The 16,868-nt window shown below is 60.5% G+C and carries 11 protein-coding genes and 1 pseudogene; 8 read left to right on the top strand and 4 right to left on the bottom strand.

All coding sequences use genetic code 11. From position 1 onward, the window contains the following. Window positions 1-159: 159 nt before the first annotated feature. Together ABSG20_RS12000 and ABSG20_RS11995 are read left to right on the top strand one after the other, a co-directional pair. Window positions 160-420, top strand: coding sequence for a type II toxin-antitoxin system HicA family toxin (locus ABSG20_RS12000; RefSeq protein WP_423864712.1), 261 nt, complete (start codon window positions 160-162; stop codon window positions 418-420). Beyond that, a complete protein-coding gene (locus tag ABSG20_RS11995) occupies window positions 417-749 on the top strand; it encodes a type II toxin-antitoxin system HicB family antitoxin (RefSeq protein WP_423864711.1) in 333 nt (110 codons plus the stop codon). The genes ABSG20_RS12000 and ABSG20_RS11995 overlap by 4 nt, the downstream gene beginning before the upstream one ends. A gap of 140 nt (window positions 750-889) precedes the next feature. Here the strand turns inward: ABSG20_RS11995 and queC are convergent, their stop codons facing one another. Beyond that, on the bottom strand, window positions 890-1,609 hold the full coding sequence (queC, locus tag ABSG20_RS11990) for a 7-cyano-7-deazaguanine synthase QueC (protein WP_423864710.1): 720 nt from the start codon (window positions 1,607-1,609) through the stop codon (window positions 890-892). Between the two features lie 455 nt (window positions 1,610-2,064). On the opposite strand from queC, the gene ABSG20_RS11985 reads away from it, so the two are divergent. From ABSG20_RS11985 to ABSG20_RS11965, 5 genes and pseudogenes are all read left to right on the top strand, one after another. Continuing rightward, window positions 2,065-4,488 carry a phosphoketolase family protein gene (locus ABSG20_RS11985; protein WP_423864709.1) on the top strand — a complete coding sequence of 808 codons (2,424 nt, stop codon included), beginning with the start codon at window positions 2,065-2,067 and terminating at the stop codon, window positions 4,486-4,488. Then, window positions 4,485-5,516, top strand: a complete 1,032-nt coding sequence (locus ABSG20_RS11980) for a class I fructose-bisphosphate aldolase (RefSeq protein WP_423864708.1) — start codon at window positions 4,485-4,487, stop codon at window positions 5,514-5,516. The genes ABSG20_RS11985 and ABSG20_RS11980 overlap by 4 nt, the downstream gene beginning before the upstream one ends. Beyond that, window positions 5,516-6,127 carry a histidine phosphatase family protein gene (locus ABSG20_RS11975; RefSeq protein WP_423864707.1) on the top strand — a complete coding sequence of 204 codons (612 nt, stop codon included), beginning with the start codon at window positions 5,516-5,518 and terminating at the stop codon, window positions 6,125-6,127. The genes ABSG20_RS11980 and ABSG20_RS11975 overlap by 1 nt, the downstream gene beginning before the upstream one ends. Window positions 6,128-6,131: 4 nt before the next feature. Further along, a pseudogene (gene tpiA / locus ABSG20_RS11970) lies at window positions 6,132-6,869 on the top strand (triose-phosphate isomerase); the annotation flags it as partial. Next, window positions 6,858-7,385, top strand: coding sequence for an RpiB/LacA/LacB family sugar-phosphate isomerase (locus ABSG20_RS11965; RefSeq protein WP_423864713.1), 528 nt, complete (start codon window positions 6,858-6,860; stop codon window positions 7,383-7,385). The pseudogene tpiA and the gene ABSG20_RS11965, both read left to right, overlap by 12 nt. A 79-nt stretch (window positions 7,386-7,464) precedes the next feature. Here the strand turns inward: ABSG20_RS11965 and ABSG20_RS11960 are convergent, their stop codons facing one another. The 3 genes from ABSG20_RS11960 to mgtA all read right to left on the bottom strand — a co-directional run bounded on the left by ABSG20_RS11960 (window position 7,465) and on the right by mgtA (window position 14,437). Beyond that, window positions 7,465-8,334 (bottom strand): ADP-polyphosphate phosphotransferase, encoded by an 870-nt coding sequence (locus tag ABSG20_RS11960; protein ID WP_423864706.1) that lies wholly within the window; start codon window positions 8,332-8,334, stop codon window positions 7,465-7,467. A gap of 67 nt (window positions 8,335-8,401) precedes the next feature. Further along, window positions 8,402-11,461, bottom strand: a complete 3,060-nt coding sequence (locus ABSG20_RS11955; protein WP_423864705.1) for a plasma-membrane proton-efflux P-type ATPase — start codon at window positions 11,459-11,461, stop codon at window positions 8,402-8,404. 339 nt (window positions 11,462-11,800) lie between these two features. Continuing rightward, window positions 11,801-14,437 carry a magnesium-translocating P-type ATPase gene (mgtA, locus tag ABSG20_RS11950; protein WP_423864704.1) on the bottom strand — a complete coding sequence of 879 codons (2,637 nt, stop codon included), beginning with the start codon at window positions 14,435-14,437 and terminating at the stop codon, window positions 11,801-11,803. 539 nt (window positions 14,438-14,976) lie between these two features. Between mgtA and ABSG20_RS11945 the strand changes: the two genes are divergently transcribed. Beyond that, window positions 14,977-16,868: UPF0182 family protein (locus ABSG20_RS11945; RefSeq protein WP_423864703.1), on the top strand; the 1,892-nt coding region annotated here is incomplete at its 3' end.

The following is a 16,868-nucleotide window of genomic DNA, read 5'->3' as shown; positions in this document are numbered from 1 at the left end:
CTCTCCCACTCATTTACCCAAACAGACTATCCCTCGCGCTTCGAAAATCCACTGGACCCCATTTACTCGACCGGCGTTCGAACCTTGCGAAGCTTAACCGCTCAGCAACGCGAGAGAATTCGTCAGCCATCTTGCAGTGATATCTGAAAGTGATACTATATGGCGCTGAGCAGGAAGCATCAAGCTACATTGGATGCGATCTTTGCCACGCCGGTACGCGCGAGCATTTTCTGGAGCGACATCGAAGCCTTGTTTCGGGCTTTTGGCGCGGAGATCAGCGAAGGCAGCGGGTCGCGCGTACGGGTCGCCCTCAACGGCGTGAGAGCGGTGTTTCACCGGCCGCATCCGCAAAAGGAGACTGACAAGGGCGCTGTGAAATCCGTGCGCCGCTTCCTCACTGAAGCCGGGATCGAGCCATGACGATGATGACCTACAAAGGATACGAGGCGACGATCGAATACGACGAGGACGCCGGGATTTTCCACGGCGAGGTCGCGGACCTGCGCGATGTGATCACCTTCCAGGGAAAATCCGTCGCCGAACTCAAGAAGGCCTTCGCAGGATCGATCGAGGACTATCTCGCATTCTGCAACGCGCGCGGCGAGGCACCCGAGAAACCATTCTCAGGCCAATTCGTCGTCCGCACCGATCCAGCGCTGCACAAGGACGTATCCGCGGCCGCGAGACGTGCCGGGGTCAGCCTCAACAAGTTCGTCGCCTTGGCCTTGGAGAAGGCCGTCCGACGGTAAGTTCAGTGCCGCCGCCCAGCAAGCGTAGCCAGGATGAGCGAAGCGACATCCGGGATTTCGCTGGCGGTCCCGCATATCGCTGGCGCTCATCCGGGCTACTTGCTATTCGTTATGTCTTCGACATCCCCCGCGCCCGGGATTCATTCCGCCCCCTCCCCCGCATATTCCCGCCAGCCTCTGGCACGCAGCGCGCAGGCCGGGCATTGGCCGCAGCCATAGCCCCATTGGTGCCGGACGCCGCGTTCGCCGAGATAGCAGGTGTGGGAGTGCTCGCGGATCAGGTCGACCAGCCCTGCCCCGCCGAGTTCATGCGCCAGCTTCCAGGTGCCGGCCTTGTCCAGCCACATCAGGGGCGTATGCAATTCGAACGTTGTGTTCATGCCGAGACGAAGGGCGGTCTGCATCGCCCTGATGGTCGCGTCGCGGCAGTCCGGATAGCCGGAATAATCGGTCTCGCACATGCCGCCGACGATGTGGCGGATGCCGCGCCGGTACGCGAGCGCCGCAGCGAAGGTGAGAAACAGCAGATTGCGGCCGGGCACGAAGGTATTGGGCAGGCCGTCCTCGCCCATTGCGATCGCGACATCGCGGGTCAGCGCGGTATCGGCAATTGCAGCGAGGGTGGGAATGTCCAGGGTGTGGCTTTCACCCAGCCGCAAGGCCCAATCCGCGCGCAGCGATCGCATGCCATCCACGAGAGGCTCGCGGCAACTGAGCTCAATGGCATGACGCTGCCCGTAGCTGAAGCCAAGCATTTCTGCGCGCGCAAAGTGCTGCAGCGCCCAGGCAAGGCAGGTCGCCGAATCCTGTCCCCCGGAGAACAGCACCAGCGCGGTTTCGAACGCCGTGGAATCGCTCATCAAGTGCCCTCAGCATCCATCGAGGCCGCCAGCGACGTGGTCGAGGCCATCACGCGCTAGATCAGTTCCGGCGCCGCACGTGCTTGGCTCGGCGCCGCAATCGCTCGCGCCACGACTTAACAGTTGACGTCGTTGCGGGGCAGGCTCGGAGATTACTCCAACTTTCGGCAGCAGCACACAATTCGCAGTCTGGATGCAAGTCCAACCTCCGGTCATCCGCCGGTTTCGTGCTGCGATGCCTCGGACATTTCCAGGCATGGGTATTTTCCGACCCTGTACCGCGCTCTTTCGTGGCGATTATGGTCCGGGCGGTTCGGTCCGGCCAGGTTGCTGACGCTGCCGCGTGAGACTTCGTTGGGTCAGTCAAGGGCTCGCGATTTGCTCGCCTGGCCGCGAAGTGCCGTTCCGGACAGCCGAACGAAGCACCACAATTTGACAACGGGAGCCGAAAAAAAATGGACGCATCCACGATTGCCGAAGAGCTTCAGGAACGGAACAAACCGACGCTTGCACCCAATGGCGGGCCGACCTTGGCAAAGGAGGAGTTGCGGAAGATCAACGCCTACTGGCGGGCGGCCAACTATCTGTCGGTAGGCCAGATCTACCTGTATGACAATCCGCTGCTTCGCGAGCCGCTGAGGCTCGCCCACGTCAAGCCGCTGGTGGTGAGCCATTGGGGAACGACCCCGGGTCAGAACTTCATCTATGTCCACCTCAACCGGGTGATCAAGAAGCACGATCTGGACATCATCTACATCGCGGGTCCCGGTCACGGCGGGCCGGCCCTGGTCGGCAATGTGTATCTCGAAGGCACCTGGAGCGAAGTGTATCCTGACGTCACGCAAGATGAAGCCGGACTGAAGAAGCTGTTCAAGCAATTCTCTTTTCCCGGCGGCATCTCCAGCCATGTCGCGCCGACAACGCCGGGATCGATTCACGAAGGTGGTGAGCTGGGCTATTCCCTCAGCCACGCCTTCGGCGCGGCGTTCGACAATCCGGAGTTGATCGTTGCCTGCATTGTCGGCGACGGTGAATCCGAAACCGGCCCGCTGGCGACCGCATGGCAATCCAACAAGTTCCTTGATCCGATCACGGATGGGGCGGTGCTGCCGATCCTGCACCTCAACGGCTACAAGATCAGCAACCCTACAGTGCTGGCCCGCATCGAACATGAGGAGCTGGAACAGTTTTTTCGCGGCTGCGGCTGGACGCCCTACTTCGTCGAGGGTGACGATCCGGCGACGATGCATGAACTTATGGCTACCACACTGGAGCACGCGGTCGAAGATATCCGCCAGTTCCAAGCAACTGCGCGGGCCACTAAAGATGCCTCGCGCCCGCGCTGGCCGATGATCGTGCTGCGGTCGCCGAAGGGCTGGACTGGGCCGAAAATCGTCGATGGCCTGCAGATCGAGGGAACCTTCCGGGCGCATCAGGTGCCGATGCTGGTCGACAAAGACCATCCCAAGCACGTCGCCCTGCTGGAAAGCTGGATGAAAAGCTACAAGCCTGAGGAGTTGTTCGATGCAAGCGGGCGGCTGGTCGATGAATTGGCCGAGCTCGTTCCAAAGGGCAACCGTCGAATGGGTGCCAATCTCCATGCCAACGGCGGAGCGCTTTTGCGCGATCTGCAAATGCCCGATTTCCGGACCCACGCGGTACACGTACCTTCGCCCGGCGCCGTCGACGGTCAGGACACGCTTGTCCTGGGCCAGTTCTTCAAGGACGTCGTCAAGCTGAACCCCAGCAATTTTCGGATCTTCGGGCCCGATGAGACACTTTCGAATCTTCTTGGCGCCGTCTTCGAGGTTACCAACCGCCAATGGGACGCCGAGAGGCTTGACAACGATGAGTTCCTGGCGCCCACCGGCCGGGTACTGGACTCGATGCTCAGCGAGCATCAGTGCGAGGGGTGGCTGGAAGGCTATCTCTTGACCGGGCGTCACGGGCTGTTCAACAGCTACGAGGCCTTCATTCGCATCGTCGATTCGATGTTCAGCCAGCATGCCAAATGGCTGAAGGTGACGCGGGAGCTGCCGTGGCGCCGCAAAATCGCCTCGCTGAACTATCTGCTCGCCTCCCACGTCTGGCAGCAGGACCATAACGGATTCACTCACCAGGATCCCGGGTTCCTCGACCACGTCATCAACAAGAAGGCCGACATAGTTCGGGCCTATCTGCCGCCCGATGCCAACTGCCTGTTGTCCACCTTCGATCACTGCCTGCGCAGCCGAAATTACGTCAACGTGGTGGTCGCCGGGAAACACGCTTTGCCGCAATGGCTTACCATGGAAGAGGCCATCGTGCACTGCACGCAAGGTCTTGGCATCTGGCAATGGGCCAGCAACGACCAGGACAGCGAGCCCGATGTCGTGATGGCCAGTTGCGGTGACACACCGACGCTGGAGATCATGGCGGCCGTATCCATCCTGCGCGAACATCTGCCCCAGCTGAAGATCCGTGTGATCAACGTCGTCGATCTCATGAAGCTGCAATCGGCAAGCGAGCATCCGCATGGACTGAATGAGACCGACTTCGATTCCCTGTTCACCAAAGACAAGCACATCATATTCGGCTTCCATGGCTATCCGTCGCTGGTGCACCGGCTAACGTATCGCCGGACCAACAGGAATATTCATGTCCGCGGCTACAAGGAAGAAGGCACGATCACTACAGCCTTCGATATGCGGGTGCAGAACGAGCTCGACCGCTTCCATCTGGTACAAGACGTCGTGGACCGTTTGCCGCATTTGGGCAGCAAGGGCGCCTATCTGAAGCAGATCGCGCAGAACAAGCTTGTCGAGCACAAGCTTTACATCGACCAGTACGGCGAGGACATGCCGGAAATCCGGAACTGGAAGTGGGGCGCCGCGGAATGACCATGCTGGAACTCGCTGCCACTGCCCACCAGCTCGTGGGCAGCGGCAAGGGCCTGCTCGCGATGGACGAGAGCAATGGCACCTGCGACAAACGGTTTGCCGCGGTGGGCGCACCGCAGACCGAGGAGCCCAGGCGCGCCTATCGCGAATTGATCGCGACCACGCCTCGTCTTTCTGAAAGCATCAGCGGTGCCATTCTCTATGACGAGACGATCCGCCAAGGCAAGAAAGACGGCACGCGCTTTGTCCAGGTTCTAACCGATGCCGGCATCATTCCCGGCATCAAGGTCGATACCGGCGCCAAGCCCCTGGCGGGCCATCCGGGCGAGGCGATCACCGAAGGTCTGGACGGATTGCGTGCAAGGCTGCGGGACTATTTCCAGATCGGCGCCCGCTTTGCCAAATGGCGGGCCGTCATTGCCATAGGCGACGGCCTGCCTAGCCGGGGCTGCGTCGGGGCGAACGCCCACGCGTTGGCCAGGTACGCCGCCTTGTGCCAGGAAGCTGGGCTGGTTCCGATCGTCGAGCCGGAAGTGCTGATGGCCGGAGAACACACTTTGGAGCGCTGCCAGGACGTCACTGAAGCGACACTGCACGGCGTCTTCAATGAGCTTTACGCCCAGGGCGTCATCCTGGAGGGCATCATCCTGAAGCCCAACATGGTGCTTCCAGGATTGAACTGTCCGCATCGGCAAACGGTGGCGGAGGTCGCCGCCGCCACCGTGAGGTCCCTGCTCCGGGTCGTGCCCGCCGCTGTTGCGGGGATCGCATTCCTGTCGGGCGGGCAAGCCAGCGAGCTCGCCTCGGCGCGTCTGAACGCCATGAACCTGATTGCGAGATCCGAGGGCGCGCAGCTGCCCTGGCCGCTGGCCTTTTCGTTTGCGCGCGCGATCCAGCAGCCGGCCTTGGAAATCTGGCGCGGGCAGGAAAGGCAAGTCGAAGCGGCACAACAGGCGCTGGCCCATCGGGCAATTTGCAACAAGGCGGCGCTGCAGGGCGAATATTCGGCGGCCATGGAGCGGACATGATGTCCGCCCTGCACCCGCCGCTGAGTTTGTATTTCATCCGGCACGGTCAGACCGAGTGGTCGCTGTCCGGCCAGCACACCGGCCGGACCGATCTTCCGTTGACCGCGAAAGGAGAGGATCAAGCACGGGAACTCGTCCCGTGGCTCGGGCCTGTTCATTTTGCACGCATCTTGACGAGCCCGCGGCAGCGCGCGCAACGGACCTGCGCGCTGGCTGGGCTGGAGGCGCGAGCGGAAATCGAGCCGGACCTGCAAGAGTGGGACTACGGCGATTACGAGGGTAAGCTTTCTTCGGATGTTCGAAAGCAGCGCCCGGGCTGGGATGTCTTCAGGGATGGATGTCCTGGCGGCGAAACGCCGGACCAGATCACCGCGCGCGCCGACCGGCTGATCGCCCGTCTCGTCACGACAGAAGGCAAAGTAGCGTTGTTCTCCCATGGCGAGTTCGGCCTGGCGCTCGCCGCGCGATGGATCGGACTGCCCGTGATCGATGGGCAGCATTTCGTCCTCGGCACGGCATCGCTCAGCATCCTCGGCTATAACCCTGCCCATCCCGAATTGCGCGCGATCGCGCTGTGGAACGCGTCCCCGGCCAACACGATAGAGGGCTGAAGCGATGCGGCCTCTGATTGCCGGTAACTGGAAAATGCATGGGCTGATCGCGCAGCTTGCGGAGATCGAGCAGATCGCCGCGACGGTCGTGGCCATCAAACCGCCGGCCGATATCCTGATCTGCCCACCAGCGACGCTGATGGCGCGGGCGGCGGATCTGGCCTTGCAGCGCATCGCCATTGGCGGGCAGGACTGTCATCCGGAGACTGCCGGTGCATTCACCGGAGATGTCAGCGCGGAGATGCTGAAGGACGCCGGTGCCTCAGCGGTGATCCTTGGACACTCGGAGCGCCGACAAGGCCATGGCGAGACCAATGCCATGGTAGCGGCCAAGGCGAATGCGGCCCGGCGCGCGGGCCTGGTGTCGATCGTCTGCATCGGTGAAACGCAATCCCAGCGCGCCGCCGGTCGAACATTGCTGATTTGCCGCGACCAGATCGCAGGCAGCCTACCGATCGGCATCACCGCGGCGGAAGTCGTGATCGCGCACGAGCCGCTGTGGGCGATCGGAACCGGACACACGCCGACCACGGCCGAGATCGCCGAAGTGCACGGCCATATCCGTGAAACCCTGGTGACGCGCTTCGGGGCCGAGGGCAAGTCGGTTCGTATCCTTTATGGCGGGTCCGTGACGGCGACCAATGCGCTACAGATCCTGGCGCTGCCGGACGTCGACGGCGCGCTGATCGGCGGCGCGAGTTTGAGGGCGACCGACTTTGACGAGATCATCATGACGGTCGCGACCAACGCTAGCCGGGATCAACCGGACAACAGCAATTGGGGCGGCCGGTACGAGTCCCTCACCTCGATAGCTGAGAAAGGAATAATCGCCATGCGCGTAGGACCGGCCGCCGATCACGGCGGATTTGCTCTGAAACAAGCGTTGACAGAACAGTTGCAAACCGCCGGTTACGTAATCGTTGATTTCGGTGCCTTCCAGCTGGATTCCGGGGACGACTACCCTGATTTCGTCATTCCCCTGGCCCAAGCCGTGGCAGAGGGAACAGTCGACCGCGGCCTGGCCCTGTGCGGCAGTGGCGTCGGAGCATCCGTCGCGGCCAACAAGGTTGCTGGCGTACGAGCGGCGCTGATTCATGACATCTTCTCCGCCCATCAGGGCGTTGAGGATGACGACATGAATATCCTATGCCTCGGCGGCAAGGTGATTGGCGCCTCACTCGCCATCGAACTCGTCAAGGCTTTCTGGCCGCGCGCTTCAGTGGCTTGCCGCGGCATCGCCGCAGGCTGTCGAAAGTAGTGGCGCTGGAGAATCCGCACGCCGAAGCTTGATGGACGGCCGTCACATGGCTCCGCTCCGCTGTTGGATTCAGCGGAAATTACGCCAGCAGCTCCTTGCGGATCATTTTCAGTTCGTGCTCGCGCTCCGGCGTCGTCCTCGGATAGCGCATATTGAGCGCTTCCATGGTATCGACAACGACCTGGGAAACAATCAGCCGCGCGTTGTCCTTGTCATCGGCGGGAACGACGTACCAGGGAACATGAGTGGTGGTGGTCGCCGTCAGACACTCCTCGAATGCCGTCATGTAAGCGTTCCAGTAGCCGCGCTCCTTGACATCAGCCATGCTGAATTTCCAATTTTTCTCCGGATCATCAATGCGCGCGATGAATCGCTTGCGCTGCTCGTCTTTCGACAGATGAAGATAGAATTTGAGGATCAGAGTGCCATTGGCGTGCAGGTGCCGTTCGAAATCGACGATCGAGCGATAGCGGTCCTTCCAGATCGCCGATTCCAAGAGCAGGGCTTCCGGCAAGCCCTCATTATGCAGGATTTTCGGGTGCACCCGGGTGATCAGCACCTCCTCGTAGTAGGATCGATTGAAGATGCCGATCCGGCCGCGTTCCGGCAGGTCGCAGCTCGTCCGCCACAGAAAGTCGTGCAGCAACTCCGTGGCACTGGGTTGCTTGAAGCTGAATACCTCGCAGCCCTGCGGATTGACCCCAGACATCACGTGACGGATGGCGCCATCCTTGCCGGCCGCGTCCATGGCCTGAAATATAAGCAGAATCGCACACTGGCGAGAGGCGTAGTGCAGCCGTTGCAGCGCCGTCAGTTTCTCGACGTGATGCGTCAGATGTTTCTTGTAGTGCTCGGAGGAGCTGCAAATCGGTTTTACGTCGGTCGGCCATTTCTTCAGATCGACCTGATCACCTTCGCGGACGCGGAAGTCACTGATATCTATTTTCATCGTCGTTCTTTCGTTGACACTGGCCGTGCTTCTCCGGCAGCCGGATCTCCGACCCGACGAGCGCCGGTCATGCCGCTGCCTTGGGCGCGGGCTTCGCACCTGAGTCTGCTTTCGGCGTGGGCTCCGAACCCGAGGCCGCTTTCGGCGCGGGCTCCGCACCCGAGGCTGCCTTCGGCGCGGGCTTCGCACCTGAGGCTGCCTTCGGCGCTGGCTCCGCACGCGGTGACGCGTTGACTTCCGGCTTCGGTTCAGGCGCCGCAGCGGTGGAGTTTTGGGGTTTGGTGGCGTCGTGGTTTTCGGACGGGATCGCTTTGGGTTTGGCATTGGCATCAGACCCAGCCTTATCCGCGGCCTCAGGGCCGGCAATGGAAGCCATGGTCGGCTCCGCTTTGGCCTGCGGCTTGGTGCCGGCCTTGATCGTATCCAAAACCTTGTAGGTGAGCAGTTTTAACGGATCCGTCAAAAGGAACCAGGCAAAGGAATAGCCCCATACAATCCCGGCGTACTTCCAGCCAAGGGGTGTCACCAGCCCGGCGCCATAAACAGCGATCAGCGTCGCCACCGTCTGGGTCCCGCCGACCGCCGCCAGCAGTATCCATGCGGGTCGTGTCGACCACCACGGGCCACGCGTGCGGGTCTGGAAAATCGTCAAATGTCCCGCGACCGACAACTTGAGATACATCAAGGTCTGGAGTTCCGGGTGCCCGAGCAGCAGGATGCTATCGCCGATATAAAAGAGGACGAAATCGGTTACGGGGCCAACCAGCCCCAGAACCGTGGCAATGCTCAGGACCACACGCATATTCCAAGCTTCGGGCACGTCCCTGTAGCGTACATTGTCATACGCGATCGACAGGATCGCGCCGTCATTCAGCAACGCCAGCATCACAATCATCACTGCCGTGAGCGGATAGAAGCGAAGGATCAGAATGGCGAGCGTCATGAAAATCAGCACGCGGAGCGTCTCGGCGATGCGATACATCGCATAGCTGTTCATGCGCTGAAATATCTTCCGGCTCTCCTTGATCGCATCGATGATCACGTTCAGGCCGGGGGTGGTCAGCACGATGGAAGCCGAGGCACGGGCCGCATCGGTGGCGCCCGATACGGCGATGCCGCAATCGGACTTTTTGAGGGCTGGCGCGTCGTTGACGCCATCGCCCGTCATGCCAACAATATGGTTGTGCTTTTGCAAGATATCGACGATGTGAAACTTGTGCTCGGGAAATACCTGGGCGAAGCCGTCGGCATCCTCGACCGATTTGATCTCCGCCGCGGTTTCAGCGCTGTTGGAATCGCCCAGGCTGGCGCCGTCGAGAATGTTGGTGCCCATGCCCAGGGTCTGGGCGGTCTCCTTGGCGATGGCGAGCGCGTCGCCTGTCACCATCTTGATCTTGACGCCCATCTGGCGTGCCGTCGCAACGGTGGATTTTGCGTCGGTGCGCGGCGGGTCATAGAGCGGCAGCACGCCTAGCAACTGCCATTGGCCATCGGCATCTGCCCGGGCCACGCCCAAGGCGCGGAAGCCACGCGCGGCAAAATCGTTGACGGCTTTGACGTAGGCGGGTTTGACCGCATCCGCATTGGCCGACAATTGCAGAATCACCTGGGGCGCGCCCTTGGTTACCTTGAAGGTGGTGCCATCGGCGCCTTTGATGGTCGCCTCGGTGCGCTTGTGCACCGGATCGAATGGCGTGAAATGCAGCATCTGATAGGCCTGCAAGCCATGGGCGTCCGTTACGCCGCCCAGCACAGCCTGATCTATCGTGTCATCATTGTCCGAGCGCGAGGCGAGCGCTCCATTGAGGATGACATGCGCGGCCGTCACGCCGCTGATCGTGAACGGGTCACCCAGCGTTAGCTTGTTTTGCGTCAACGTGCCGGTTTTGTCCGCACACAGCACATCTACTCCCGCCAGCTCTTCAATGGCGACGAGCTTGCTGACGATGGCCTTCTTCCGCGCCAGCAGGCGTGCACCGACGGCCATGGTGACCGACAGCACGGTCGGCATCGCAACGGGTATCGCTGCGACGGTCAAGACCAGCGCGAACTGAAGCAGGGTCAGCACCGGCTCGCCGCGCCAGATGCCGACTGCGATGATCACCGATACCAGCGCCAACGCCAGTACGATCAGGTAGTCGCCGATCTTCAAAACCGCCTTCTGGAAATGACTGACTGTCACCGCGCTTTCGACCAATTCCGCGGTTTTTCCGAAATAGGTGTTGGTGCCCGTGGCATAAACAATGGCGCCAATTTCGCCACGGCGCAGGATCGAGCCGGAAAAGACCGCATCGCCGGCTTTTTTGGTCGCAGGCAACGATTCGCCCGTCAGCGCGGACTGATCGACGGACACTTCATCGCCTTGGAACAGGCGCGCATCCGCCGGTACGATGTCGCCGATCCGCAAGCGGATGACGTCGCCCGGGACCAATTGAGTGGCTGACGGCGTCACCCACTTGCCGTCGCGCTTGACCCTCGCCTTGATGGCGAGGCGCGCCTTCAAGGCGTCGATGGCATTGCCGGCTTCGCGCTCCTCCCAGAAGCCGATGATGGCGTTTGCGAACAACAGCACCAGGATGATCGTGAAGTCCGGCCAGTGCTGCACGATACCCGACAGCACCACCGCCGCTTCGATCATCCACGGTATGGGGCCCCAGAAATACTTGAGGAATTTCAGGAACGCATTGGTCTTTTTTTCCTCAAGTTCGTTCGGGCCATATTGCGCAAGCCGTTTCGCCGCTTCGGCTTGGGTAAGCCCCTCGGGCGATGAGCCGAGCTGCTTTTCCACCTCCGGCATGGCCAGGGTTTGCAATTGGTTTTGCGTCCTCGGTGCTGGCATGTTGCCCCGTCGCGGCGCCTTGGCCGGGCTGCCGTTAGCGACATGGCGGGCGATCGACGCCACGGACCATGCCGCCAGGCAGGCTGCGACGCCGATGATAATGCCGGCGATCAGCGCCCAGGGGTCCTGCAGCAGGTGCACGCCGAGTTCGCCTGCACCATGCCAAAGCGTGACGCTTAGGCCATGGAGGCCGTCTGCCACCTGCCGGAAGCCAGCCAGCAATGTGGCGAACGAGTCGGTGATCGAGCTGAATTGCTTGTCAAGCGCTGGAGTCGATTGCAATGTCATCTCAAGGAGCTCCGCAATGGCGGAAAAGTGCGATCACGTTCGGGATCCCGCCAGACCATTCAGTCCCAAGATACCGGCGGGTGAAGCCGGGGCGAGGGTCGGAAACTACTCAGATGCGCACGAACGGGTCCAAGGGTCGGCGCCATCGGTGGGTAACTCAGGATGGGGGAAAGCCTCTGGCGGCGAGGCCAGCCGACTGAGCTCTGGAATACCGGGTCGCCCGGTCAAGCCCGGCGCTGACGTCGACGGGCTTCGGGTCGCGGCATGGATTTACGATCCAAATATCAAAAAGCCGCGGGCATGATTTCATTCTTAGCAGATTGCGGCGAGCGTCGGCTACTATCTGACAGCAACGGTTTGCCGTCTCAACACGAAACGATAGAATACGACCTTTGATATTTCCACGAGCCCAAGATAGGCCAGGGTCGCGACCAGCAGGAACACGAAGAACATGGGCGGAGGCGCGACGAACCCGAACCATGCGCCCCAGGGCAAAAATGGCAGAGCTATCGCGCTAGCTATTGCCCCTGTATTCATGACAGTCAGGAACGGGGCTGGTGTGCTGCGAAAAAACAGTCGCCGTGTTCGGATACAAAATACGACCAGGGTTTGGGTCACCATCGACTCAATGAACCAGCCGGACTGAAACAACGCCTCGCCAGCGTGAAAAAAGCTCAGCATGGCGTAAAATGTTACGAAATCGAAGATGGAACTGACCGGACCGAAAACCAGCATGAAGCGTTCTATCAGCTTGATATCCCATTTCAGCGGCTTGACGACCGTCTCCGGATCGACGTGATCGAACGGTATAGCGATCTCGGAAACATTATAGATCAAGTTGTTCAGCAAAATCTGAATCGGCAACATCGGCAGGAACGGCAGGATCAGGGTCGCGCCAGCCATGCTGAACATATTGCCGAAGTTCGAGCTTGCGCCCATCAGAACGTATTTGGTCACGTTTTGGACCGCGGCGCGCCCGGCCGCGACGGCGTCGTCGACCACCGAAAGATCCGACTCCAGAAGAATCAAATCGGCCGCGGCGCGGGCGACGTCGGCCGCGCCGTCCACGGAAATCCCGACATCGGCGGCATGAAGCGCGGGCGCGTCATTGATGCCATCGCCCATGAAGCCGACGACATCGCCGCGCCGCTTGAGCGCCAGCAGAATGCGATGTTTCTGCTGCGGATTGATTCGGCAAAACAGGTTGGTCCGGGGCAGTTGCCCAATCAGCGCCTCCTCCGATATCCGATCCAGCGCCTCGCCCGTCAGCACGCCGGTGACCGGCACGCCGATCTGCGCGAACACATGACGGGATACGAGTTCGTTGTCGCCGGTCACCACCTTCACAGTGACGCCCGCTTTTTCCAGGTCCCGGATCGTAGCTCCGGCACTCGCCTTCGGCGGATCGAGGAAGACCGCGAAGCCGGAAAAAACCATATCGGTTTCATCCGTGATCACGGCGGTTTCCTGATTGGCGGTGCCAGCCGTCGACTGGGCCAATCGACTGGCGATGCCCAGCGCGCGGAAGCCTTGCGCACCGAGCCCGTCGAGCGTCGCTTGAAAGGCCGACCGCGTCTCGGAGAGAAGCGGCTTCACGACCCCGTCGGCATCCTGAAATTGGTTCGATAGCCGCAGCATATCCTCTGGCGCGCCCTTGACGAACAAGCCGCGTTTGCCATCGTGCTCCACCAGAACCGAAACCCGCCGCCGCTCGAAGTCGAATGGCGCTTCGTCGATCTTCTTGAAGCCCGTCATGTCGAAAGGACGGGCGGCCAGGATCGCTTCGTCCAACGGGCTCTTGATGCCGGTCTCGAACTTGCTGTTGACATAGGCGTAGGAAAAGGCGGTCGCGCTCTCCGCGCCGTGGCCGTCGATCACGTGCAGCAGCTTGATCTTGGCTTCCGTCAGCGTGCCCGTCTTGTCGGTGCACAGCACATTCATGGCGCCGACGTCGTGGATCGCGGACAAGCGCTTCACGATCACCTTCCGTTTCGCCATTTGCATGGCCGAACGCGCCAGCGTGACCGTGACGATCATCGGCAGCAACTCCGGCGTCAGGCCGACGGCGAGTGCGACGGCGAACATCACGGATTCCAGGATCGGCCGTGCGAAGGCGATATTGACCACCAGCACGAACACGATCAGCACGACGGTGAAGCGCATGATCAGCATGCTGAAGCGCCGTATTCCGACAGCGAAGTCGGTGGCCGGCGGCTTCTCGGCCAGGCTGGTCGCGAGATGGCCGAGCGCCGACCTGCCACCGGTTCGGCAGATCAGGATGGTCGCGGTGCCGCTGATGACGGAGGTGCCGGAAAATACCACGTTGGAAGCGCCCGACGGATTTTCGGCGCCCGAAGCGGCGTCGCTGACACACTTCTCGGCGGGATAAGGCTCGCCGGTCAGCAGCGCCTGGTTGACGTAAAGGTCTCGGCTTTCGAGCAATCGGGAGTCGGCGGGGACGAGATCGCCGGCAACCAACTCGACGATATCGCCTGGCACCAATCCGCTGATCGGAACCGAGACGGCCGCGCCGTCGCGTCGCACGGTCGCTTGCACGGACACCGAAGCGCGCAGCGCTTCCACGGCCTTTTGCGCTCGAACATCCTGGACAAAGTCGAAAACGACGCTGATCATCACGATGACCACGATCACGGCGAAGCTGCTGATACCCCCGGTAAGCGCAGACACTGCGCTGGCGATCAGGAGGATGATGACCAGCGGGTTTTCGAAGCGGACAAGGAACTGCCGCCAGAGCGGCACGCTTTTGACGTTGGCCGCGTCGTTGGCGCCATAGACCGCGAGCCGGGACTGGACCTCCGCTGTCGTCAGGCCATCAGCTTTCGTCTCCAGTCGGGCCAGCAGGCGGCTCGCGGGTTCCCGCCAGATCTGTTCCGGCCCCGGCTCGCCTGTCTCGGCCGGCGCCGGCGCGACAGGCAGCGCGACAGACACCGGATCTACGACCTTGAGAAGCTGCATCTGATGCGATCCTCACGCGTTCCCAGCCAGGCCGAGCACTTGGCCATCGATGGGAATTGGAGCAGGCTTGGTCGGCGGCGTTATCGCATTGATCTACCGCGATCCCGGTTTGGTCTATCGGCGATAGCTAATTCGGCTCATGTCGGAAGGGTAGCGCCGGAAACTACTCAGACCGCCAGGCCCACGCGGTAGGGCTGCCCGCTGATCCCCAGCCGCCCCCCGGTTGTAAGAGGCCAAGACGGGCCCGGAGCGGTCAAGTGCCGCCTCCGATTTTTCTGGCCACAAGACAAGATTAAGATCGGACTTCACGTGGACCTCTAACAACCTCTCCACTGTCATCGCGCGTCAATGGTGGGGTGCGGAACATCTCTCGCGACGGCAAGGACCTGAGTAGTTTCCGAACCTCCACGCGGGTCGCGGTTTCTGCATAAGCTGGCGGCTGATGCCTTTGCCGCCTTTCGCGCCAATCGTTGATGACGGCTGCTACCTGGCCGGCACGAAGAAGTATTCCGCTTCGAGTTAAACTGGAGTGCATATATATGAGCGAACATCCTGCGAGAATCTCGAAGAAGAAATGGCCTGCTGACAGACAGGGTTCTGCGGCCGGAAATCCTGGCCCCGCGTGGAATCGGATAGGTTTCTTCATATTCGCGGCTGTTTTTCTGGTCCTTATTCTCGCAGGCATCACTGGCTATATCGAGAAATGGCTGTGGATGGGCCAGCTGAACTATAGCGGTGTCTTCTGGACACTGCTGTCGGTTCGTTATGCGATGTTCGGCGCGGTATTCTTATTTTCATTCTTGTATCTCTGGATCAACTTGCGCCATGCCAGCAAAGGTGGCGGCGCCTTGACGGGCGAGGGTCGGCCACGGAGCGCTGCATTTTCATCCAGAACCAATGCGGGCACCGAAACCGGTGACGAACTGCCTCTGAATTTTATGAAGGCCGCCGTCGTCCTTGTCAGCGTCGGGGTCGCCCTGTTTTTTGCTCTCGGCTTCTACGGTGAATGGGACACCTACCTGCGTTTTCGTTACGGCGGCTCCTTCGGGGTTTCCGACCCGCTTTTTGGGGTCGATGTCGGCTTTTACGTCTTTCACCTGCCCTTCTATGAGTTGCTGCAAAGCAGCCTGACGATGCTGACCTTATTGACGCTTGCGATGGTTCTTGCGGTCTACATGCTATTCGGATCGCGGCCAATGCGCGGCAGCGAAGGAAGTGCAGCCAGCAGCAGCCCTATTGCACATTTGTCTGTGATCCTTTTTATTCTGGTCGCCAATCTTGGATGGGGCTTTTACCTCGACCACTACGAGCTCGTCTATTCAACTCTGGGCGTGGTCTATGGAGCCGGCTTTGCAGCGGATCATGTGACCAGGTTTGCCCTATGGGGCATGGTCGGCGCCTCGGCCGTTGGGTGCGTGTTGCTCGCATCAAATGTTTTTCGCCCGCGGTTCATGACGCTGGCAGCGGGAACCGGCGTGTACGTGCTGCTATGGATCGTTGGGGTGTCGTTGGCTCCTTACCTGTTCCAGAAGTTTGTCGTGCGGCCAAGTGAGCTGGCACTGGAGACCCCGTATCTAAAACATTACATCGACTTCACCCGAAAAGCCTTCCAGCTGGATGGGATCAAGGAAACGTCCTATCCGGCTTTATCGGATCTGACGCCAGCCGTGTTGGCCAGGAACCAGGACACGATTCAAAATATCCGTCTCTGGGACGCGCGGCCGCTGCTCCAAACCTATCAACAAACCCAGGCAATACGCCTCTACTATCAATTCTATAACGTCGATACAGATCGTTATCACCTGGCGGATGGCTACCATCAGGTCATGCTTGCCGCCCGCGAACTGTCCCCTGAACTCCCCGAGAAGGCGCAAACCTGGGTCAATCAGTATCTGCAATTCACCCATGGTTACGGCGTGGTCATGAACTTCGTGTCGAAGACGGTCGGTGGGGGATTTCCGCAATACACGCTTGAGAACGTTCCAGCCGAATCCAACTTCGGGCTTACGATAAGCCAGCCATCGATTTATTACGGGCAATCGATGTTGGGGTACAGGATCGTTGCAACTGACATCAAGGAGTTCGACTACCCCAAGGGTAACGACAATGTTTACACCAGCTACGCTGGAACAGGCGGCATCCCGTTAGATAGCATCTGGAAGAGGCTTTTGTTCGCCTGGAACAAGGCCGACATCAACATTCTATTGACCTCCTATCTCAAGCCTGAGAGTCGAATTCAAATTCATCGAGACGTGCGCGAGCGCGTAGCCGAAATCGCACCCTTCCTGCGTCTGGACAACGATCCCTACGCGGTATTGAGCGAGGGCAAGCTGTACTGGATCCAGGATGCCTACACCGTCTCGAACTATTTTCCGTATGCCAATCCGCAGCAAACCGCGCAATATCAAAGAGCATCGGATGCAAGATTTGG

The organism is Bradyrhizobium sp., from assembly GCF_049512235.1.
Taxonomy (GTDB): Bacteria; Pseudomonadota; Alphaproteobacteria; order Rhizobiales; family Xanthobacteraceae; genus Bradyrhizobium.
The sequence above is the reverse complement of the archived record's forward strand: the minus strand, read 5'-3'. Positions and strand labels throughout refer to the sequence as shown.